Here is a 21,688-nt window from a genome sequence, read left to right as displayed (position 1 = left end):
GTCGCGTCTGACCATCTGTGGAAGCCGGAAGCTTGGTCGGCTGCCCGCTCTATCGCCGAACAGAGATTCCCCCGCCAACCACGCCGCGCATCCGCGCGCGCCCATCGGGTCCAAGTCAGGTTCTCTCGATGCCCGCAAAGGTGCACAGGAGCTCGGCTGCATGGGTGGTGGGGTCACAGGGTGGGTTGCCGATGCCGTGCGAGGTGGGTGCCGTGGTCACGGCGTTCCAAAGCCGGCCATGATCGCCCGCGGCGAAGTCGAGGAGCGCGTCGCGGACAAAGGTGTCCCGGATGGTTTGCTCGTCGCTTTGTCCTGGGCGTTGCTGTCCGACGATGCCGTACATCTCCGTGCCGTGGACGGCTGGCGCACCCTCGACACGGCCCACGGTTAGCAGGTGAGCGTTGCCGCCCGCGGCGGCGTGGGCGAGTGCCGCGCGTGTGGCTGGCAAGGTGAAGAAGTAGTCGGTGAAAAGCGCTCCGCGAACCTCGACCGGCGTGCGTCCATTGACGTCGTACGCCGCGACGATGCGCCGGGCACGGCTGCGGGCTATCCGCGACTTCTTGACGAGCTCGTCGACGAGATTGTCGATGCTGCCCGGGTCGAACTTTTTGGTGGCGTTGATGACCCACCAGTCCGCCTCATTTGTCGCTGTGCTGAGGAGGATGTCGATGTCGCGGCGACGTCCGGCTTCGAGGACACGCAGCGGGGTGCCGGCGAGAACGGCACCGGGTTGAGAATGGTCGTTCACGATGCCGATTGTCGTGTTGTCGATGCCGTGCCGGTCGCCAATGTCGCGCGGACTGACCTTGATGAGTGTCTCGGCAAGGAGCTTCGCATCCAGAGCGAGCAGCTGTTCGGGATCGCCCGCGATGCCGAGTTCGGTGAGGAACGTGATCGCGAGTTCTTCGGCCCACCAAGCGGGAACGATCCGGGATGCGCCACCGGAGAATGCAGCGAGGCGCTGGTAGAGGCCGTCGGCCGTCGGTGCGGCGAGGAGCCCGATCGTGGAATACGCGCCGGCGCTGTGACCGGTGACGGTGACGTTCCGAGGATCGCCGCCGAACCGGGCAATATTCTCCTGCACCCACCTGAGCGCGGTGATGATGTCCTGCAGGCCAAGATTGGTGGCGTCCGCGAACACGCCCCCGTACTGGGAGAGCGACAGCCACCCGAACGGGCCAAGCCGATAGTTCAGGGATACGCCGATGGCGCGACCGGTTGCGGCGAGGCCAGAGGCATTCGAGGTGGTCTGGGTGTTGGCTCCGACTTCAAAGCCGCCGCCGAAGATGTAGACGATCACGGGGAGCGGTTCATCTCCAGCGTCCTCAGGTGCCCAGACATTGAGATTCAGGCAGTCCTCGCTCAAGCCGTTGTCGGCCTCGAGCCAGCTCGTGTCGCCGGCTTGCATCGGGGCAGGTCCCTTCTGGTCGTAGGACAGGTCCGGGTTGAACGGCAGCAGGATTGGTCGGCGGAAGCGTTCTGCGGTGGCGTAAGGGATGCCCAGCCAGGAGCGAATCGCTTGGGCCGCGGTGGGGGTATTGGTAGGGGTATCGGTCATGTGTTCGGTTCATCAAAGGTCATAAAGACGCCGGCCTCGGCGACGCATTTGCGCTCGGAGATCAGCGCGTTGGAGGGAAAGGCATCGTCAGGCCAGCCGAGCCCATTGCTCTTAATGAGCACGTGGCTTTCCGCAATGCCGGCATGCTCGCGCACCACCAGCGACTGCATGATGCCCCGGCTGTTGAGCGCGCAGCCCAAGCCACGAGTGGGGTATCGCCGCTGCCATCGAGCAGGTGGTCGTAGGTAACGATGATGCAGACCGGCGCGTGAACTGGCGGATGCCACGCATGACCCAATCGTGGCGCCCTCCTTGTCGTTGCACGCGATGCCCATCCCGAGAACAGCTGCCTGGCGCCCCACCCTTCCTCTCACGGCTGGGCCGGCGAAGACCAGGCCGGCCCGGAACTCTCGCGATTGCAGCACACCGGTCATCATGTTCTCCGTATCGTCGGCGCGAATGCGGGCCAGCGACTCACCGGTGACGACATAGAAGTTCCACGGTTGGGTGCTGTTGGACGATGGGGCCCGCATGGCCAACTCAATGATTTCCGCAATCAACGTCTTGGGAACCGGGTCAGGCTTGCAGCCACGGATGCTGCGGCGGCCGCCGATGACGTCGTCGAACTGCATAAAGCGCTTTCAGGTCCTTGGTTGAATGAAAACGAGCACGATCAAAATGGCGGTGCGTCACCGAGCCGGAATTCCCGCGTGATCGCGTCCAGCTCTTGCAAGACTTGATCGTCGAGCGACGTATCGACGGCCCGTAGCACTTCAGGCAACTGCGACGCACGGCTTGCCCCGAGGACCATGCAAGTGACGCCAGCTTGTGCAAGTACCCATGCCCCTGCAAGTCGCTCAGGCGCCAGGCCAGCAAGCCGAGCCACATCCGTGATGCGGCTCACTGCCTGGAGCTCCTTGTCGTGCCAGTACCGCTGCCTGTATGCGGCTGCGGTGCTTCCTGCGCCAAAGCGCGTGGACGCATCGGCCTGTGTCTTGCCGCGGTACTTGCCCGTCAGCAAGCCACCGGCCAGGGGGTTGTAGCAGAGCGTGGCGAGGTTCTCCGCGACGCACATGGGGAACAGGTCGCGCTCGAACTGCCGGAACAGAAGGTTGTACCGAGGCTGGACGGTGACGGGCTTCACCAAGTGCAGTGCCTCGCTCCGCCCAAGTGCGCGCGCGATGCGCCACGCGCCCCAGTTCGAGACGCCTACGTAGCGCGCCCGGCCGGTGCGCACGATGGTGTCAAGTGCCTCGAGCGTTTCGTCGAGCGGTGTAGTGGGATCGTCCCGGTGCAACTGGAACAGGTCTACGTAGTCAGTGCCGAGTCGCGTCAGGGATGCGTCAATGGCGCTCAGGAGGTGTTTGCGCGACGTGCCGGCATCCCATGGCATCGGCCCCATGGGCCCCCCGGCCTTGGTCGTGAGGATGAAACGTTCGCGGTGGCCCTTCAGCCATTTGCCGATGATTAGCTCTGTGGCTCCCTTGCGCTCGTCCGACGCGTCACTCGGATATCGATTCGCAGTGTCGATGAAATTGACGCCTGCATCGGCGGCGGCATTCAGGATCGACATCGACTCGGTCTCGTCGGCACTGGATCCGAAGGTCATCGTGCCAAGGCACAGGCGCGAGACCTGCAGCCCCGTGTTGCCGAGAGGGATCAGGTGGCTGTTGCGCATGTGTTCTCTATTGCTAAAAGCGAATCCCGGCGCGCGCAGGCCGCCTCGTATTCGCCGACGAGCCGTGCGACCAGCGAGGCGACGTCGGGGATGTCATCGATGAGATCGATGCCTTGGCCGCCGCTCCAGATGTCCCGCCACGGTCGGATGTCGTTCGGCAAATGGTCGAAACGCCCGGCGCCGGGCTTCACGAGCGTTTCGATGTCGATCCCGCAACGCTTCAGCGAGGGCTTCAACCAGTTCGCCGACACGCCAGTGACGTGGGGCGTGTAGACCAAGTCTTCCGACGTCGATTCAACAAGCATCTGCTTGTAGTCGGCAGGCGCATCGGCTTCCTTGGTGGCGATGAAGCGCGTCCCCATGTACGCATAGTCGGCGCCCAGAACCTCCGCGGCCCGCACGCCGGCACCCGTCGAGACGCCCCCCGCCATGACCAAGGGCCCTTTGAATATCGTGCGAATTTTCTCGATCAACGTCAGATGCGACAGAAGCCCGGAATGGCCTCCACCGCCCAGACCAATGGCGATCAGGCCGTCCACGCCCTGGCCAATCGCCTTCTTCGCGAACTCCACACTGATGACATCGTGCAGCACGGCCATGCTCTTCGAATGCGCGACGCGCACGACCTCGCGCGGCCCGCCGCCCACACTGATGGCCGTCTGCACGCCATAGCGGCCTGCAAGCGCCAAGGTCTCCTCCAACTCAGCCGCGGGCAGCTTGGCGGAAACGTTGACCACGAGCGGGCCCACCTTGGTGGAATGGGCCAGCGCTTCCTTGCGCGCGGTCTGGATCGCATCCAGCCATTCCTCGAACTGTTCGAGGGTTCTCGCGTTGTGGCGCGGTAGAACACCCACCAGTCCCGCAAGGCAAGCCTCCCGCACCAGGCTGGGCCCGGTGACGAGGAACATGGGTGCGCAGATGACGGGAAGCGAAAGGCTGGAGCGGTCGAACATGGCTGATGTGGCTTTTTCCAGAGAGAAAAATGAACGGGTAATGGGCTACGTTGGCTGCGTTGGCTTGCGCCAGTTCCGCTCGCTGAAGCCCGTGAACAACAGCGGGGACTTGCCAACGAAACGTTGAACAGCATCCGCGTGGTAATCCGTGCCGATGGCGACGGCCTGAGCGAGCGCCTCGGCCTGCGCCATCGCCGTCTGGCTCGACTCGAAAGTCTGATGGAGCAACTGCTTGGTAAGCCCCACAGCGGCCACGGACGCCAATTTCATCTTGCGCGCGAGCTCGGTCGCCGCCTCGATGGCTTCGCCTTCTGGCACCAAGCCGTACACGATGCCCATCGCCTTGGCCTCTTCGGCACCTAGCACCCGCGCCGAGAAGATCAACTCCTTGGCGCGCTGCAAGCCCACGATGCGAGGCAGCGTGAAGACGATGGATGTGTCCGGCACCAGTCCCATGCGGCCGAACGCTGCACAGAAGCTCGTCTTCGGCGTGGCGATGATGAAGTCGGCTGCGAGCGCGATGCTGAACCCGGCACCGAAAGCAGGCCCGTCCACCGCCGCGATGACAGGCATCTCGAGCTTGAGGAGGTCGCGAAACCAGTCCTGAACGTTCGTCATGCGGCTGTGCATCATCTGACTGGTCTTCTTGGTGGCCATGCCCTTCACATCGCCACCGCCGCAGAAGGCGCCGCCGCGCCCGCCGACCACCAGTGCTCTGACATCGAGTTCCTTGTGGTCGATGCCATTGCGCAAGCGTTGGATGACATCGGCGATCTCGACCCGCATGACATCGTCGAGCGCGTTCTTGGCCTCCGGGCGGTTCAAATGAAGAAAGGCAATGCCGTCTTCGATGTCGAACTCGATCGCTTCATAAGTCATGCACGTACCTCTGAGTTTGATAGCGGGGTGGTCAGATCGACGCCCCAGGCTTGTCGCGCTGCAGGTGTGGCAACAGGCGAACCACGACCTCGCGTTCCGCCGCGAACGCGTAGCAGCTGTCCACACGAAAGCGGCGCAGCGCGTCTTCTTCAGGATCATCAGTAGAGACGATGCGCAGCGGCGCGATGCCTTGCAGCACGGTCGTGGCCATGGGCCCCAACAGCTCCACGATGTGCGTGCAGGACGCTACGCCCCCGAGCAGTTCGCGCACGCGCTTGTTCCAGCCTGCCCCGATGCTGAGCCCTACCAGCGCTTGCAGCGCAGCAGCCGCCCCCGGGCAAATGCTGAAGGGCGTTGCCAACATCTTTGCGTCCGCAGAGTGAACTTGAAGTTCGGCGTCCAGCACGAGGCGAACGGTGATGTCGTGCAGATGGTGCCCGGGCGGAGCATCTTCCTTCGCCAGCAGGCGACGAAACGGGTGTGTCTTGGTGTCGACCAGGCGGCCTTCGACTTCGAACAGGCCGTCACTGCGACGGTAGAAGCGCATGTCCACGGCGCGGTGGTGCAACTCCTCGCGGGTCACTGCATTGGTGCTCATGAAATTCTCCGGCCTTGTGCGTGCTTCAGCCCACCGCAGCTCGGAAGATGCGCATGTAGTTGCCGCCTGCGATCTTCCCCGCCTCCTCGGAAGTGAACCCGCCGCGCAGCATCGCCGCAATCAGGTTGACCCACTGCGCGTAGTCTTGCAACACACCAGGGGCGACCTGTTGATCGGTCCCGACGCAGACATGGTCCACGCCGACGACGTCGGCCATTTCCTTCAGTCCCTCGACGTACTTGTCGAGATCAGGAAAGATGGCCCAGATCCCGATGGCGCCACCGGTCTCTGCAATCGCCCTCGCATGGTTCTGGCTCACGCAACGAGCGGCCAGCCGGGTCGATGCCATTGCCCGGGAACCGGCGAGTGCCGTGTGCGACAGCAGCAGCGGCTTGGTAGAGACGTTCGCCGCGGCCTTGGCCGTGGTCTCAGTGGCGTGTGCAACATCGACGACCATGCCCAAGCGATGGCAGCCACGGATCACCTCGGCGCCGAATGCGGTCAACCCTTCATGCGTCACCGCGCCCATCTGGAAGTCACCGATATCGTTCGGGGTGTAGTGCACAAGCTGAGCTGAGCGGATGCCGCGTTGGTGGGCTTCTTCCAGCCGCTCGAGCTTTCCTTCCAGGAAGTCCAGCCCCTCGACGCCGCCGATCAGCGCCGGCTGTCCTGCGGCATGGGCCGATGCCAGATCGGCTGCCGTCAGTGCGCGCTGCAAGCCATGGTGCGCAACCATGTCGTCGGTCCAGGCGAGTCGTACCAGGTGGTGCCTGTAGAGCTCATTCGGCCCTGGCGAACGGGAGACGCCGGTGATCCCGGCGGTATTCCTGCCGAGAAGCGGTTCATCCGGGATTTCCGACAGGCACACGGCAGCAAGGGAGCCTGCCCGCATGCCGGCTGCAAGGGTGCCGTTGGGAGGAGCCGGTGAGTAGATGCCTTGCGGTCCGCCATGCGTGTGGACATCCACCGAGATGACTCTGCGCAAAACCTCGAGCGCCTTCACACCATCCTCGGCAACTCTGGCAGCATTCGTTGAACCGTCGGGTCCAACACCGCCACTGACCATGGCCTGCACCGACGCCATCGGGGTGCTCCAGATCGAATGACGGCAAGAGGTGCCAAACGTATGGAAATGACCGCAGCACATAGCTTGTCAGACGGTGACGGTAACGGTCGCACTTAGCCCGGCTTTGCGCCAGAGATGTCGACCATTCGCTTCCATTTGGCAAATTCGCTCGGCATATTGCTGCGCATCTTTGCCGCGTCTTGCAGATCCATCACATAACCCAGCTTGTCGGCCACCTCCTTGAACTCAGGAGTGTTGGCAGCCTCGAGCATGACCCGAGAAATTTCTGAGACTGTGGCTGGTGGCGTACCAGCCGCGTGAGTGCGAATATGGGCGAGGTCACATCGTAGCCGCGCAGGCCCGACTCATCCAAGGTCGGCACATTGGCGAGTGCCGGAACGCGTTTCGGAGCAGTGACGGCCAAGGCCCGCAACTTTCCAGCTTGGATCATCGACATGGCAGTTGAGGTGCCGGTGAGTCCCATTTGAAGTTGCCCGCCTATGACATCAGTCATCACCTGTGAGGCGTCTTTATAGGGAATGTGAACGATGTTGATGCCAGCCGCGTGCCCAAATTGCGCGCCCGCCATATGGGTGGGCGAGCCCACACCAGCCGAAGCAAAACTGATCACTCCCGGGTTGCGCTTGGCTTCGTTGATGAGGTCTTGTATCGTCTTGAAAGGTGAATCCGTCGCCACCACGACCGCAAATGCACCCTGAACGAATTGGGCGACCGGGGTGAAGTCGGTCAGGGGATTGAACGGCAACTTCGCATGGAGATACGGGTAGGTGAAATGCGCACTCGTGGTTATCAGGATCACAGTGCCATCCGCCGGAGCTTTGGCGGCAAAGTCAGTCGCGAGTTGGCCGCCGGAGCCCACCTTGTTTTCAACAAAAACGGGAGTATTCCACTGCTTCGCCATGTAGGTCGCGAAAAAGCGTCCCAGCACGTCGGTGCCTGGGCCAGGCGAATTCGGAACAATCACCTTGATTGTTTGTGACGTGAAGGGAGCCGCCACGGCGATCGATGGAAGTGCGAGTGCCGCAAGGCCAGCTTGCGTCAGTTGACGTCGAGAAATCATGTTGTCTCCGTTCAGGTGAGGTTCGATGGCGTGTTCAGGTGTTTTGTACGGCGCACCTTGACTGAAACAGTTCAAGACGGAAAGCCGTTGGATCAGGGGTGTAGTAGTGCCGGCCGAAACCAGCAAGATCACCTTCGAAGTGGCGTCAGCCCCTGGCGCGCTGCGCATCGGCCGTGGTGGGCGCCCCGAAGAGAGAGACCGAACGCCGTGGGTTACGGCGCGCAAGACCGTCGTGCATTTGCCCCTACTCCGGAACGATCCCCACCGTCGCAAACGTGTTCTTCCACCCATTCGCTTCCTCCGCGTACTCCTTGGCGAACTGTGCCGGCGACGACTGGAGCAAGGTGCCTGAGAGGCGAGCCTCCAACGCCTTGCGGGCCGCTTCGTCCGCATACAAGGTGCCGAAGGCGCGCGCGATGGTGTTGACCGCCTCTGCAGGCGTGCCCTTGGGCGCGAAGATCCCGCCCCACGATATGGGCAGGAAGCCCTTGTAGCCCACTGCTTCTTCGAGCGTAGGTACGTCCGGCAGAGCGGCGAGCCGATGGCTGTCGATCACCGCGAGCGCATGCAACTCCTTCGAGTCAAGCTGGCCCTTCACCGAGATATGTGCGCTGATGGCCAGTTGCGTGTCGTCGCGCATGAGTGCCATGGTCAGTGGGCCCACGCCGGTGAAGTCGACCGCCGTATAGCGCAGCCCCATCGGTTTCGCCACAACCGCCATCGCAAGGTTAAAGAACGACGCGCGTCCGGCTCCGGCAAAAAAGATTCCTTGCGGCGAGGACTTGCTCAACGCCACCAACTCGGCCATCGTCTTCGCGCGCTGCGCCGTTTTCGCATTGGTGATGAACACAACCGGCGTGTTGAAGACCCGGTAGACCGGGATCAGGTCCGTCAGGGGGTCGAAGCGGAGGTGGCGTGTCGTGTACTTCGCCAGGAGCATGCTCGGGCTGGCCATGAGAATCGTGTGGCCATCGTTTGCGGCCAGCACGTACTCGGTGCCGATGATGCCGCCTGCGCCTGCCTTGTTTTCCACGATGACGGGCTGCTTCCAGATCGCTTCCAACCTCGGCGCGAGAAGGCGCGTGATCGTGTCGGTCCCCGAACCGGGGCCGGTTCCCACCACGATCTTCACTGCTCGGGTAGGCCAAGCCGGCGCCTGGGCGAAGGACAAGTGGGGCGACAGGGAAACGGCTGCAGCGCCCAGGAGGAAGTTGCGGCGGCTCGAACAAGCGTTCTGAAATTTCATTTGTCTCACTTTCGTTGTTGTATCTGGGACCATCGTCGAACGACGTGGGGTGGCGCTCAGGTCACAGCAGTCAGCCCGAAACTGAGTCGGTGAATCGTAGTTTCGGCGGCGCGATTTGAAAGTGAAGTGTCCATAATGTGGCCATTTTTGAAGGAATTCGATGTCTGGCTCGACGACAGCAGAAGCGAATGCCGAGTAGCGGACCCTCTCTGTGGGCAGGCCATGTCGCCGAACAGGAAGACGATCTCTGGACGCCTATGCCGCTGCGCGCCTGCATTTCCCTCCACCCATCCAAACGGGCCTTGATGCAACACAATCACCTTCACGACCGACATCGAAAACGTGTTTTTCGGCATCGCACGTTGCAACCATTCGTCCACAATGTGACGGTGGAGCCTACGTCTTCAACAGCTGTTTCGCGATCATGTTTCGCTGTATCTCGTTGGCGCCCTCGAAAATCCGCATGACCCTCAACTCGCGGTAGACCCGCTCGACCACCATGCCCTTGATGTAGCCCGCGCCTCCGAAAATCTGCAAGGCTTTGTCCGCAATGCGGTTTGCGACTTCTGTGCAGAACACTTTGGCGTAAGAAGACTTCAAGCGCACATCGACGCCGGCCTGAAGGCCCCATGCAGCTTCCAGCAGCAGCATTCGCGCGGCATGGTGCTCCATTGCCATACCTGAGCAAGTCGTTGACCACCTTATGCGTCGACGCCTGCATGGCGAGCGAATCGTCGGAGAGCTTGAAGTCCATGAGTTTCCTCGGTGCGTTCGTTGAACGGGTTGAAGACCTAGGCAGGCGGCCATCTCAGATCCATCGGGTGAAACTCTCCACTGGCTCTCGCGGGGTTCTGTAGGTGTTCACCGGCGCGGACTCGTCCGCGTAGCCCAGCGCCATGCCGCACACCAGCATTTCGTTGGCGCCCGCATCGATGAATGGCAGGACGATCTTTGCGCAGTTGTTCCACGCTGCCTGGGGGCAGGTGTGCAGGCCGACGCGCGCGCCGCCAGCATCAGCGTCTGCAGGAACATGCCGTAGTCGATCAGCGAACCACGGCCCATGACGCGGTCGATCGTGAACATAAGGCCGACCGGCGCGTCGAAAAAGCGGTAGTTCCGTTGTCCCTGGGCGTGCATCTTGTCCTTGTCGCCTTTTTCGATGCCGAGGTGGCCGTACAAGGTCCAGCCGTTCTGGCGTCGCCGGTCGATGTAGGGCGAGACCCACTCTGAAGGGTAGTAGCCGTCCACCTCGCCGTACTCGGCGGTCAGGGAGGAATTGGCACGGGTCGCATCGTGCGCAGCACACACTTGTGCGACAAGTGCATCCCGACGTTCGCCCTGCAGCACGTACACCTTCCACGGTTGAGTGTTCGTGCTGGACGCCGTGCAACTCGCGATCCGCAGAATCTCCTCGACGTGCTCGCGCGAGACCGGCCTGTCGGGCGAGAACGCGCGGCACGAGAAGCGGCTTTCGATGGCCGCTACCACGCTGGCCGGATCCCGAACGGCTGCATCGACCTGGGACATGGTCATGGGTGTCTCCATAGCGTTCAGCACCTCAGACCGTGCCCGCCTGGCGCAGCTCGGCAATCTGCCTGACCGAGAGCCCCGCCAGTTCGCGCAGGATCTCATCGGTGTCCGCGCCCAGTGCTGGCGCTGGCTTGATCTGCGGGGACGGCGTCCCGCTGAACCGTGGCTGCACTGCAGGCATCTTCAGCTCGCCGATCTGCGGGTGCTCGACGCTGGCAATGGTGCCCCGGGCCTCGTAGTGCGGGTCTGCCACGATGTCCTTGATCGAGTAAATCAAGGAATAAGCCAGGCCCTTCTCTTCGAGGATACGGCAGACCTCCAGCACCGGCAGCGACTTGATCCACGCCGCGACGATGACGTTGAGCTCCTCGACGCACGCAGTGCGTTTCGCGTGGGTCGAATAGCGCTCTTCCTCGCCCAGGGCCGGGATGACTTCGCACAAGCGGCCGAACATGCGGTCGTTGGACACGGTCAGGACGATGTAGCGTCCATCGCAGGTTTCGAAATGGTCGCCCGGGGCTGCCGCAAAGTGAAGGTTTCCGGTACGTTCGCGCGGCAGTCCCATCTTGTCGTAGGCCGTGACCATCACGTCGGTGAAGCGGAACACCGTTTCGTACAACGAGAGATCGATCTGCTGACCTTCGCCGTCGCGCATATCCCGGTGGTAGAGCGCGACCATGATTCCGAAAGCGCCGAACAACGCGGTCGAGTAGTCGGCCATCGCCGTGCCCAGCTTGACCGGAGCGCGGTCCGGATAGCCGGTGGCGTTCAGCGTACCGCCCATCGCCAGGGCGATGCGGTCGTACCCCGCGCGGTTCGCGTACGGGCCGGTCTGGCCATAGCCGGACACACTCAGCATGACAAGCCTTGGGTTGACCTGCTTCAGGTGTTCCCACGAGAGGTTCCACTTGCCCAGGATGCCGGGGCGGAAGTTCTCCACGAGCACATCGGCGTGCTTCAACATCTCCTTTAGGATCCGTTGGCCTTCGGGATGATGCAGATCGAGCGTGACGGACTTCTTGTTGCGCCCTTCGACGTTCCACCAAAGGCTTTCGCCTTCCACCGATGGCCCGATATGACGCAGAGAGTCGCCGCGGCCCGGCTGCTCGATCTTGATCACGTCGGCACCGAGGTCTGCAAGCAGCGTTGCGGCAACGGGGCCCGCAACCATCGTGCCGATGTCGATCACGCGGATGCCGGCCAGAGGCCCTTTGTCTTTCGGTTCCATACTCTGTTTCCTTCAAGTCGTCGATATCAAGTCACCGCACATCGGTGAAGGCTCATTTGCCGGTGAACCGAGGAGCGCGCTTTTCCTTGAACGCCGTCAGCCCTTCGACCCGGTCCGCGGAGAAATGGTGCAAGTTGCTCAGGGCGCGCTCATAGCGCAGCCCAATGGACAGCGGCTGATCCAGCGCATCATTGAGCGCCTGCTTCATGCGGCCCAGCACCAACGGGCTCTTGGCCGCGAGCTTCTTGGCCAGCGCCTCGACGGCGCCGATGAAGCCGTCGTCGGCGACCACCAGGTTGACGAGGCCGAGGGCCTTCCATTCGCTGGCTGGATGCATGTCGCCCGTGAACATCAGAAGCTTGGCGTTGTTCAATCCCACCTTGCGCGGCAGGCGCGCGGTGGCGCCGGCGCCCGGAAACAGGGCGTAGTTCGAATGTGCATCGCCGAGGCGGGCGGACTCGGCAGCGATGACGAGGTCACAGGCGAGCACGAGTTCCAGCCCACCCGCCACCGCGATCCCGTTGATGGCCGCGATGACAGGCTTGGTGGACGCTTCGATCAGCTCGGTCAGACCGCCGATCGCCTTCACGAACTCGGCACCACTCTCGGGACGGCTGCGGGCCGGGTCCTTCAGATCCGCGCCGGCGCAGAAGGCTCGGCCTTCGCCCGTCAGAACAATGACGCGGACTTCCGGGTCACCCTGGGCATCCTCGATTGCCTGCGTCAATGCATTGACGAGCGACAGGGTCAGCGAGTTCAACGCTTGGGGCCGGTTGAGCTTCAACCACAGCACCGCGTCGCGCCGTTGTTGATCGAGTTCTTCTGTTTTCAGTGCGGTTTCCATGTGCAGCCTTCGAGGATTGGGTGTTGAGAGTTGGATCGGATCTGCTCAGCGCAGTCCAAGGGACTTGGCGACGATGCCGCGCAGCACTTCCTTCGTACCGCCGCGGATCGTGCAGGACGGTGCGTGAAGAATCACGTTGGCCAGCGCGGCGCTGTACCCGCTGGCGCCGGTGTCAGGCTCGGTCGGCAGCGCCAGTCGAAGGGTCTCAGGAATCTCCTGCTCGAAGCAGGAGCCAAGGTCCTTGACCAAGGCCGCATGCAGTGGGGCATCCTGCTCGTCGGCGAGCATCGTGGCGATCGAACGCGACATTCGCCGCAGCGTCGAGAGGTGGGCGACCAGGCGCCCTATCGTCCGGGCGCCTTCGGTCGACGGCTGCTGCTTGAGCGCGGCAACGAATTCCTCGACCGCACCCATGTGGGACATGAACCGGTCAGGGCCGCTGCGTTCGAACGTCAGCTCGCTCGTGACCTGCTGCCAGCCTTGCCCTTCGACGCCGATGAGAGCGTCGTCGGCAAGGAACACGTCCTGGAAATGGACCTCGTTGAAGTCGGCGTCGCCGGCGATGTTGACGATCGGCCGGCAGGTGATGCCCGGCGTCTTCATGTCGACCAGGAACTGGCTCAAGCCGGCTTGCCGCACCTCACCTGCGGGCGCCGTCCGGCACAGCAGGATCATGTAGTGCGCGCGGTGCGCGCTCGAGGTCCAGATTTTGGCGCCATTGACCCGCCAGCCACCGTCCACCTTGGTGGCACGCGTGCGCACAGACGCGAGGTCTGACCCGGAGTCCGGCTCGCTCAGGCCGATGCAGAAGTAGCACGTGCCAGCGGCGATCCGAGGAATGACCTCCTCGCGCTGGCGCTCGCTGCCGAAGCGCAGCAGTAGCGGACCGCTCTGGCGTTCGGCCACCGCATGCGCAAAGATCGGTGCGCGCACGGCGAGCAGTTCCTCCAAGACGACCAGGCGCTCCATCAAGCCGTAGCCACCGCCGCCATAGTGCTTTGGAAAGCCCATGCCGATCCAGCCGCGGCGACCAAGCGCCTCGCTGAACTCGGGATCGAAGCCGCCGAAGGAAGCGGCTCCGTGACGATTGCCGTGCCAGCCGTCGAGGAACTCTCGAACTTCGGCACGCAGCGCCTCACCGATTTCGGACTGCCGCGGGCGGGGAAAAGAAAGCTTGTTCATCGTGCGGCTCCTGCCTGTGCTGCTGCGCCACCCGCAGCCGTTGCCATGGGCACCATGGCGCGCCACAGCGACTGCTCCGCGGCACCAGCCAGGATGCGCTCGCCCAGCGCGCGAGACCAAAACGCCTCGTTGCCGTACTCGTCTCTCCAGGACCAGAGCCGCTTGGTGAAATGGTGCAGTTCGTGCTCTTCGGTGAAGCCGATGGCGCCGAAGGTCTGGTGCGCGATCGCGCAGGCCTGGCCCGCTGCTTCACCGGTCCGGATCTTCGCGCTGACAGCCGCAATGCTGTGCGTCAGGGGTTCGCCCACCCCAGCGAGCCATTCATCGATGGCTTCGCTGCCGGCTTCGGCAGCCGCACGCGCTGCTGCCGCCTGCGTTGCGAGCAGTGCGATGTTCTGCTGCACCGCCTGGAATTTGCCGATCGGCCGGCCAAACTGCACGCGAAGGTTGGCGTACTCGACCGCAAGCGCAAGGGACCGTTCGATCGCTCCGGCCATGAGCGCACTGCGCAGGATGGCTGACAGGGAAAGCAACTCACGTGCGTCTAAAGGCGCGGAGACTACCGCCTGCGGAACGACTCCTTCGAGCATCAGCGTGTCGCGCGGTTCGCCCGCCAGATTGCGGCCTGAAGAGATGGAGATGCCGGCTGCATCCCGAGCCAGGACGATCAGTTGAGCGGCTGTGCCGGAACCCACGATGAACGCGACATGCGTGCATGCGTCGCCCCATGGCACACGCGGGAGCTTGCCATCGACGCGCCAGCCGTCGTGGGTGCGAACCAGCCTGATCTGCTCGGGATACGCTGACGACGCAATGGTCGGCAAGGATGCGCCCCCGACGCCGGCATGGTCCAAAAGCCAGTGGCCGACCATCGCCTCCGCCAGAAGTGCGTCCGAGGCATGCTCACCGGCGAGGATCAGAAGCCCGCATGCATCCGCCCAACTTACACCCGCGCCACCCTTGCTCTCGGGCAGCAAGGTCTTGTCGAATCCGGACTCTTGCAGCACTAGCCACAGATTTGCGGGCTTGTCCGCGAATATCCGAAGGGCCGCTTCATGCAGCATGTCGCGCGTCTCTTCACTCATTGCCTGCTCCTGGTGGTTGTCTTCGTCACGTCAGACGGGATCCCACGAGAAGATGTCTCGCGACTTGTCCAGCGGGAAGAACGAGGACTTCATCATGGGCAGCGCCACTTCGAGGCAGGTATCGACGGTCCAGCCCTCGCTGCGGTGTGCGGTCCGAATCGGGCGCGGCTGGGAGAACAGGTAGATCTCGTTGCTGCGTACGCCGAAGATCTGACCTGAAACGCTCTTGGCCTCGTCGGTGAGCAGTGCGCAGGTGAACGGCGCGATCTTGGCAACTTCCATCCGTTGGTTGACCAGCGTGCGAGCCATCCCCTCCGGAGTGTCGGTCGGGATCGAGCTCACCATGCGGGTAAATGCAAACGGCGCAATACAGTTGGACCGCACGCCGAAACGCTCCATGTCGAGCGCGATCGATTTCGACAGGCCGACGACGCCCATCTTTGCAGCGGCGTAGTTGGCCTGCGCTACGTTGCCGATCAGGCCTGAGGTCGACGTCATGTGCACGATGGCACCGGACTCCTGACCTTTGAAATGCGGCGCGACGGCGCGGGCCATGTTGAAGCAGCCCTTCAGGTGCACCTTCACGACAGCGTCGAAGTCCTCTTCCGACATCTTGTGGAAGATCCCGTCCCGCAGGTTCCCCGCGTTGTTGACCAGCCCGTCGACACGCCCGTACAAGTCGAGCGCATGCTTCACGATCTGTTGTGCGGAGTTCCACTCGGCGACGCTATCGGTGTTGGCGCTGGCCTCGCCACCTGCGGCGCGAATCTGTTCGACTGTCTGCTGGGCCGGTCCGGCGCTGCGGGCGCCGTCACCCTCCATGTTCACACCCAGGTCGTTCACGACAACCTTCGCGCCTTGGCGCGCCGCCTCGAGTGCGATCTCCTTGCCCACGCCGCGCCCGCGCCGGTCACCACGATCACTTTGCCTTGGAGTCGTTGCGTCATTGCTGTCTCCTTCATGCGGTGAGGATGGAAACCACCGCCACGGCGGACTCGTGGCCGACTTGGCCGCCCGAGTTTTGTGCCAAGGCGACCTTGGCAGACGGGCGCTGCCGCTCGCCTGCTTCGCCGCGCAGTTGCTGCACCAGCTCGGCAATCTGGGCTGCACCGGTAGCACCGATCGGATGGCCCCTGCTGAGCAAGCCGCCGCTCGGGTTGACGGAGATGCGGCCGCCGATGTCGGTTGCACCGCTGCGCAGCAACTCGACACCCTGTCCCTCAGGACAAAACTGCACGACCTCGTAGTTGATGAGCTCGCCGGGAGCCGATGCGTCGTGCACCTCAGCAACATGGACCTCGTCAGGCCCGATGGACGCTTCCTTGTAGGCCGCCTTCGCGGCGCTGACCGAAGCGCTCGGCTTGGTAGAGTCCGCCATGCCGGACAGCAGCACGGAGCTTGCAACCCACACCGGTCTGCACCCCGTCAGCTGCGCCGCGACACGGCTCGAGACGAGAACGATCGCTGCCGCGCCGTCTCCGATCGACGAGCACATCGGCAGCGTGAGCGGCTCGCTGATCATGCGAGCGGCCAAGACCTCCTCGACCGTCGTTTCCTTGCGGAACTGTGCGTACGGGTTCAGGGCGCCGGCACGCCGACTCTTGACTGTGATCCGGGCGAAGTCCTCCGGCGTCGTGCCGGTCGCCTTCATGTAGCGCCGCGTGCGTTCCGCATAGATGTCCATGAAGATGGATCCGCTGCCGGAACCGATGTGCGCCGGCATGACATCTTCCTTGTCCACCGCGCCGCCGAACGCGCCGAACGACACGGCCTTGTCGGGGTGACTCAGCTTTTCCGCACCGACGGCCATGGCCACATCAGACTGGCCGCTGGCAACGGAATGCCAGGCGAGGTGGAAGGCTGTGCTGCCGGTGGCGCAGGCGTTCTCCACGCTGACCATGGGCTTACCGAGCAGACCGGTATGCCTCAGGGCGGCTTGCGCGCGCACCATCTCCTGGCCCGTGATGAGTCCGGCTGCTGCGTTGCCGAAAAAGACGCGGTCAACGCGCTCGGCTCCGATGCCAGCATCAGCCAAGGCATTTTTTACAGCCTCTTCCGCGGAAGTCCTGACCGAACGGTCCATAAACTTTCCGAACGAGGTCATGCCAATGCCGACGATTGCGACGCGGGTGTTCATAGTCTTTCCAATCCAGGGAATAAAAATGTCAAAGGGGAGCGCCGACGACTGCGGCGGTTGTCGAAGCGGGCGCGATCAGATCGCGCTGGGGTTTTCGTTCTTGCGACGGGCGGGCCCGTCGTACTCGACTTGGTCCAGGGTGATCTGGCGCCAGCCCGGCTCACGCGCCTTCTCTTCGAATGCGTGAGCGAACAGGCCCGCCGTGCGCGGCACGACGATGAAGGCACGCGCCAACCGCCAGTCGAAGCCCATGTCCGAAATGAGGGCGCCCACCGCCGCATCGATGTTCGCCAGCAGCGGGCGGTTCTTCTTCTTGATGAGCGCCTTCTCCAGTTCGCGCGTCATGCGGACATGATCGCCAGCGGTCCCGTACTCTTCGGCCAGAGCGAACAGCACTTTGCTGCGAGGATCGCCCTCGGCATGCTGCGGGTGACCGAAACCATCGAGCCGCTTGTGGTTGGCCACGTACTCCGTCGCCACGTCCTCATAGCCGCGACCGCTCGAGGCAGCCAATGCCACCAACTCCTGGATGTAGCGGGTGAACTCTTCGCCGGCGCCCCCGTGCACGTCGCCAAACATTATGGCCCCGGCTGCCACCGCGCACTGGATCGGCACGCCAGCTGCCTGCACAAAACGGGTCACCGTCGAGGATGGCGAAATGCCGTGGTCCGCGACCGAGATGAACATGGCGTTGATCATCTTGGACTCGTTGCCCTTGGGTAGTTCGCCCTTGTAGAGCAGGTACACCATGGCGCCGAAGTCGATCTTGCCCACCAGATCCGTGAGGACGTCGTAGCCCCTGACCATCGTGCCTTCATGGGGAGTCGGGTCACCGATGGCGGTGCGCCAGTATTTGCGGTCGGCGGTCTTGGTCATGTCGGTCATGCAATGCTCCATTTCAGCGAAGGGGGTGAATGTGATCGAGATGAGATCTCGAACTTGTCGGCTTGAATCGTAGATTCGGAGGCCTGAGCGCCAAACCCGCATGTCCACCATATGGATGTTTTTACCGAAACCCATCAGCAAAGTATTCGGCTATATCCCATTTCATCGTCCTACCCTGTCCACGCTATGATCAGAACCATGACCAGTACGGAAGCACGCGGGACCCAGAGCATCGATCGCACATTCGGTGTTTTGAAGCAAGTGGTTGCCCATGGAGCTCACGGCTTGACGGTGGCCGAACTCGTGACAATCTGCGAACTCGAGCGTCCGACGGTGCACCGCATCGTTCAGGCTCTGGAAAGACAAGGCTTGTTGAAGCGTCCCGCTGGGTCGAAGCGCTATGTGCTGGGCGACTACTGCCGCCAGATGGCTGCCGCCTTCGCTGACCGGGCCGATCTGAGGACAGTGTGCGAACCAGCACTAAGGGGGATATCGGAGGAGACGGGAAACAGCGCGTTCCTCATTGGTCGCGTGGGGTACGAATCTATCTGTCTGGGCCGTGTGGTTGGCTCATACCCGGTGCAGGTGTTGACGGTCAATGTCGGCACTAGGAACCCTCTTGGCGTAGGCGCAGGTGGTCTCGCCATCCTGTCGACGTTACCCGTGCCCGAGCAAGGCGAATGCATCCGCGCGAACGCGAAGCGGCTGGGCAGTTACGGTTCGCTGACCGAGTCGACGCTGCGCGCGCTCATTCGTGCGACCCAACGCCGAGGTCATGCCGTCATCGGTCACTACAACGTGCCGGGCGTCGTCGGGATTGGAATGGCGATGCGCGACGCGAGCGGCAACGTCTTGGGCGCGATCACCACGTCTTCGATCGACAGCCGCATGTCGAGGGAAGATCAACAAGTTGCCGCCACCTCAATTGCGCGGAACATTGCGCACATTCAATCTTCGCTGGACATCCTCTGATATCCGCGAGGCCTCTGCGGGTCATGGAGGCACTGTTCGTGGAGCTGCTCGCGCGGTCGTTTGGTGCTCCGCCACAGACCTTGGAGTAGGTCACAAGCGCCAGCCCGTTTGTCCGTGCCTTCCAGGACGGGTAGTCGAGCCTCACCCCGCGTCGCCAAATCCCTCCATCGAGAGCCGTCGAGGTGAACTCTGCGCCGTCGGGCCTGTGCCTGTGGTTCGGTTGACCTTGCCTCGTTTTCACGTACATCAAGTCAAGCAGCCAAGAGGCTGCATTCCCTTGTGATCAGTGCGAGGTATCCATTTGCCAGTGAGCGCGCCCGCGGCTTTAAAAGCCCTCGATCCAGTCCACGATGTCCAGTCGAGCCTCCGCTCGCTACATCGAGGCTATGTCCTTGCAACATAAGGCTGCTTTGGAACAAGGCATTTCCACAGACCCGCTCCTGATACGTTGGCGGCTTCGCTAGTCATTCGACAACTGGGCTAGGGCTCAATCCGTCCTTGAGACAAGCGGGCGCCCCTCTATACAGTCGCCAAAAGTGCGTCCTTTTCCCGCAACTGCTCGCGAAACAGAATGGCATAGTCTGGCGTGACGGCTGCCTGGATGCTCGGACGCAGAGCCAAGGCGAGACGCCAGTTTGCCACCCGTTTCAGCCCATCGAACACATGATGGGTGGGCTCGAAGTCGAAGTCGAGGATGTCGAAGCAGCGAAAGATCGGTGCCATGACGGCATCCACCATGCTGAAGCTATTTCCCGCGAAGTAAGGGCCGCTCGACATATCGGCTTCGAACCGTTCCAGTTTTTTCCTGAAGGCAGCAGCCGTGGCACGGGCCGTCTCATGGTCGGCAGCGTTCAGCAGTCCCCATGCATCCGACAACGTGGCGGAAGCGAATTCAACCCACGCACGATGTTGTGCACGAAGCAGCGCATCCTGCGGATGCAATGCTGGACTGGGCTGCAGGTCCTCGAAGTACTCGCAGATCGCGACGCTTTCAAATAGAACGGACCCACCCCCATCGGCATGTTGAACCTTGAGCAATGGAACCTTGCCCGTTGGCGAGATTGCGAGGAACCAGTCTGGTTTGTCGTGAAGATCAACATTGACCCGCTCGAAGGTGATCCCTTTTTCGTGCAACACGATGGCGACTCGCTGAACGAAGGGGCACAAGGGATGGCTGATAAGTATCCACTGTGTTTGTGGCATCGAAAGGCACTCAGTAAAAAAAACCCCCACGGATGGGGGCGGTCGCATAACAGATCGTTTGGGTTTATGACTTCAAGAAGTCTTGAGTCGAAACCGCATTGCCGTAGAAAGGCAAGATATCCGCCAGGAACGAGGTCTGCTGCTCCTTCGTGAAAGCCGCAGACGCGTCGTGGATCACGTTGGTGTGGTACCCAAGGTCGTGCGCATTGCGCAGCGTCGATTCCACGCACTGGCGCAAGGCAAAGCCCATCAGGTAGATGTCTTCGATCCTGTTGTTGCGCAAATAGCTGTCCAGCGTGGTGGCGGCAAAGGCGCTGCTGCCGCCGGTGCGCTCGGTGATGACATGCTCTCCGGCAACCGGCTCGAAGCCTGGGAAGAACCCCGTCTGCTCGCCGAGGAAGGATCTGTAGGCGGGGATCATGGTGCGCAGACCGTACTTGCCCTGCCCCATTGCCTTGTAGTCCGGCTCCAGCACCATGGCGACGTGGATCACCTCCAGGTTGCGACGCCGGGCGTCGGCAAGTACTTTCCTGGAATTCACGACCGCGTCGTCGAACTGCTTGCGATCCTGGAATTGAGGATTGATGCTGCCGGTAGATGCCACCCAGTCGTTTTGATATTCGATGAGGATCAGCGCACTTTTGCGAGATTCGCTGGCCTGCACGGAGGCGGAAAGCGTGTTCATTGGAGAGTTTCCTTTTAAGTCTGGTTCGAGAGTGGTCTGCAATCAGCCGTTGAGCGTGCGGCCGCCGTCGACGATGATTTCGGAGCCGACCGTCCATCGGGACTCGTCCGAAGCCAGGTACAGCACCGCCTTGGCAACCTCTTCCGGCGTGCCGAAACGCCCGAACGGAATGGTTGCGGCGATGTCCTTGTTGGCCTGCTCGCGGTAGGCATCGGGAATGCCGAGCTTGTCGTACAGCGGCGTTTCGACCGGGCCGGGGCTGACGGCGTTGACACGAATGCCGCGCCCGAGCAGTTCGCTCGAAAGCGTCTTCGACATGTTCAGGAACGCAGCTTTGGTCGCGGCATAGACCGACGAACGCTCCGCGCCCACATGCGCATTGATCGACGTGTTGAGCACCACCGATGCGGGGCTCGCGAAGACAGGAAGCAAGGCCTGGATCAGGAAGTACGGCCCCTTGACGTTGATGTCGAACGAGCGATCGAACATTTCTTCCGTCCACGTTTCGATCGGCATCCAGACGGATACGCCGGCGTTGAGGAAAGCGATGTCGAGTTGACCGTAGCGAGTCTGGACGGCTTGCGCCAACGCCTTCTGCGCGGCCACGCTGGCCGAATCGGCGCGCAGCACCAGGACCTCGCTGCCCAATTCCGCCTGCGCCTTGGCGATGGAATCCGGATTGACGCCGGTGACGATGACACGCGCGCCTTCGGCGAGGAATTGCCTGGCCGTTTCCAGGCCGATGCCGCTGGTGCCGCCGGTGATGAGAGTACGTTTGCCTTGCAAGCGGGACATGAAAATTCTCCAGTAGGTTTGTTCGTGGTCGGCCCACCTTGGCCGACCTGCCGTGTGAAGAACTATGCGCTCATGCCTCGATC

General features: G+C 62.5%; 21 protein-coding genes and 2 pseudogenes. 1 reads left to right on the top strand and 22 read right to left on the bottom strand.

Features of this window, described 5'->3' with window-relative positions; all coding sequences use genetic code 11:
* Window positions 1-115 precede the first annotated feature (115 nt).
* From BMG07_RS13275 to BMG07_RS13190, 19 genes and pseudogenes are all read right to left on the bottom strand, one after another.
* Window positions 116-1,558: a carboxylesterase family protein gene (locus BMG07_RS13275; protein WP_198084962.1), complete on the bottom strand. Its 1,443-nt coding sequence runs from the start codon at window positions 1,556-1,558 to the stop codon at window positions 116-118.
* Window positions 1,555-2,190 carry a nitroreductase family protein gene (locus BMG07_RS13270; RefSeq protein WP_198084961.1) on the bottom strand — a complete coding sequence of 212 codons (636 nt, stop codon included), beginning with the start codon at window positions 2,188-2,190 and terminating at the stop codon, window positions 1,555-1,557. The genes BMG07_RS13275 and BMG07_RS13270 overlap by 4 nt, the downstream gene beginning before the upstream one ends.
* A gap of 41 nt (window positions 2,191-2,231) precedes the next feature.
* A complete protein-coding gene (locus BMG07_RS13265) occupies window positions 2,232-3,236 on the bottom strand; it encodes an aldo/keto reductase (protein WP_198084960.1) in 1,005 nt (334 codons plus the stop codon).
* Window positions 3,218-4,189 carry a nitronate monooxygenase family protein gene (locus BMG07_RS13260; RefSeq protein ID WP_198084959.1) on the bottom strand — a complete coding sequence of 324 codons (972 nt, stop codon included), beginning with the start codon at window positions 4,187-4,189 and terminating at the stop codon, window positions 3,218-3,220. Before BMG07_RS13260 ends, BMG07_RS13265 begins: the two co-directional genes overlap by 19 nt.
* Window positions 4,190-4,234: 45 nt before the next feature.
* A complete protein-coding gene (locus BMG07_RS13255) occupies window positions 4,235-5,068 on the bottom strand; it encodes an enoyl-CoA hydratase/isomerase family protein (protein WP_198084958.1) in 834 nt (277 codons plus the stop codon).
* Between the two features lie 31 nt (window positions 5,069-5,099).
* Complete coding sequence (locus BMG07_RS13250; RefSeq protein ID WP_198084957.1) at window positions 5,100-5,666, bottom strand: DUF2889 domain-containing protein; 567 nt, start codon at window positions 5,664-5,666, stop codon at window positions 5,100-5,102.
* A gap of 25 nt (window positions 5,667-5,691) precedes the next feature.
* Window positions 5,692-6,750: a dipeptidase gene (locus BMG07_RS13245; RefSeq protein ID WP_269758922.1), complete on the bottom strand. Its 1,059-nt coding sequence runs from the start codon at window positions 6,748-6,750 to the stop codon at window positions 5,692-5,694.
* A gap of 95 nt (window positions 6,751-6,845) precedes the next feature.
* Window positions 6,846-6,968: a hypothetical protein gene (locus tag BMG07_RS42010; protein ID WP_269758921.1), complete on the bottom strand. Its 123-nt coding sequence runs from the start codon at window positions 6,966-6,968 to the stop codon at window positions 6,846-6,848.
* Window positions 6,944-7,939 (bottom strand): tripartite tricarboxylate transporter substrate binding protein, encoded by a 996-nt coding sequence (locus tag BMG07_RS13240; protein ID WP_269758920.1) that lies wholly within the window; start codon window positions 7,937-7,939, stop codon window positions 6,944-6,946. The genes BMG07_RS42010 and BMG07_RS13240 overlap by 25 nt, the downstream gene beginning before the upstream one ends.
* 118 nt (window positions 7,940-8,057) lie before the next feature.
* Window positions 8,058-9,059 carry a tripartite tricarboxylate transporter substrate binding protein gene (locus BMG07_RS13235; protein ID WP_198084955.1) on the bottom strand — a complete coding sequence of 334 codons (1,002 nt, stop codon included), beginning with the start codon at window positions 9,057-9,059 and terminating at the stop codon, window positions 8,058-8,060.
* A gap of 396 nt (window positions 9,060-9,455) precedes the next feature.
* The gene (locus BMG07_RS13230) at window positions 9,456-9,731 is read right to left on the bottom strand and encodes an acyl-CoA dehydrogenase family protein (protein WP_269758919.1); all 276 of its coding nucleotides are present in this window, start codon (window positions 9,729-9,731) and stop codon (window positions 9,456-9,458) included.
* A gap of 136 nt (window positions 9,732-9,867) precedes the next feature.
* A pseudogene (locus BMG07_RS13225) lies at window positions 9,868-10,604 on the bottom strand (nitroreductase).
* A 13-nt stretch (window positions 10,605-10,617) separates the two neighbouring features.
* On the bottom strand, window positions 10,618-11,817 hold the full coding sequence (locus BMG07_RS13220) for a CaiB/BaiF CoA-transferase family protein (protein WP_198084953.1): 1,200 nt from the start codon (window positions 11,815-11,817) through the stop codon (window positions 10,618-10,620).
* A 52-nt stretch (window positions 11,818-11,869) separates the two neighbouring features.
* The gene (locus BMG07_RS13215) at window positions 11,870-12,661 is read right to left on the bottom strand and encodes an enoyl-CoA hydratase/isomerase family protein (RefSeq protein WP_198084952.1); all 792 of its coding nucleotides are present in this window, start codon (window positions 12,659-12,661) and stop codon (window positions 11,870-11,872) included.
* Between the two features lie 45 nt (window positions 12,662-12,706).
* Complete coding sequence (locus BMG07_RS13210) at window positions 12,707-13,843, bottom strand: acyl-CoA dehydrogenase family protein (protein ID WP_198084951.1); 1,137 nt, start codon at window positions 13,841-13,843, stop codon at window positions 12,707-12,709.
* Complete coding sequence (locus BMG07_RS13205) at window positions 13,840-14,928, bottom strand: acyl-CoA dehydrogenase family protein (RefSeq protein WP_198084950.1); 1,089 nt, start codon at window positions 14,926-14,928, stop codon at window positions 13,840-13,842. Before BMG07_RS13205 ends, BMG07_RS13210 begins: the two co-directional genes overlap by 4 nt.
* A 30-nt stretch (window positions 14,929-14,958) precedes the next feature.
* Window positions 14,959-15,875, bottom strand: a pseudogene (locus BMG07_RS13200) (SDR family NAD(P)-dependent oxidoreductase).
* Window positions 15,876-15,886: 11 nt separating this feature from the next.
* Window positions 15,887-17,065 carry a thiolase family protein gene (locus BMG07_RS13195; RefSeq protein ID WP_198084949.1) on the bottom strand — a complete coding sequence of 393 codons (1,179 nt, stop codon included), beginning with the start codon at window positions 17,063-17,065 and terminating at the stop codon, window positions 15,887-15,889.
* Window positions 17,066-17,140: 75 nt separating this feature from the next.
* Complete coding sequence (locus BMG07_RS13190) at window positions 17,141-18,052, bottom strand: citryl-CoA lyase (RefSeq protein WP_198084976.1); 912 nt, start codon at window positions 18,050-18,052, stop codon at window positions 17,141-17,143.
* A gap of 96 nt (window positions 18,053-18,148) precedes the next feature.
* Here BMG07_RS13190 and BMG07_RS13185 point away from each other — a divergent pair, with 96 nt between their 5' ends.
* Window positions 18,149-18,922 (top strand): IclR family transcriptional regulator, encoded by a 774-nt coding sequence (locus BMG07_RS13185; RefSeq protein ID WP_269758918.1) that lies wholly within the window; start codon window positions 18,149-18,151, stop codon window positions 18,920-18,922.
* 519 nt (window positions 18,923-19,441) lie between these two features.
* On the opposite strand, the gene BMG07_RS13180 is transcribed toward BMG07_RS13185, so the two are convergent.
* From BMG07_RS13180 to BMG07_RS13170, 3 genes are all read right to left on the bottom strand, one after another.
* Complete coding sequence (locus BMG07_RS13180) at window positions 19,442-20,125, bottom strand: glutathione S-transferase family protein (protein WP_198084947.1); 684 nt, start codon at window positions 20,123-20,125, stop codon at window positions 19,442-19,444.
* A 64-nt stretch (window positions 20,126-20,189) separates the two neighbouring features.
* The gene (locus tag BMG07_RS13175) at window positions 20,190-20,810 is read right to left on the bottom strand and encodes an isochorismatase family cysteine hydrolase (RefSeq protein ID WP_198084946.1); all 621 of its coding nucleotides are present in this window, start codon (window positions 20,808-20,810) and stop codon (window positions 20,190-20,192) included.
* 42 nt (window positions 20,811-20,852) lie between these two features.
* On the bottom strand, window positions 20,853-21,605 hold the full coding sequence (locus tag BMG07_RS13170) for an SDR family oxidoreductase (RefSeq protein ID WP_198084945.1): 753 nt from the start codon (window positions 21,603-21,605) through the stop codon (window positions 20,853-20,855).
* Window positions 21,606-21,688 lie beyond the last annotated feature (83 nt).

Origin of the sequence: Variovorax sp. E3 (assembly GCF_016082275.1) — a bacterium.
Lineage (GTDB): Bacteria > Pseudomonadota > Gammaproteobacteria > Burkholderiales > Burkholderiaceae_C > Variovorax.
The sequence above is the reverse complement of the archived record's forward strand: the minus strand, read 5'-3'. Positions and strand labels throughout refer to the sequence as shown.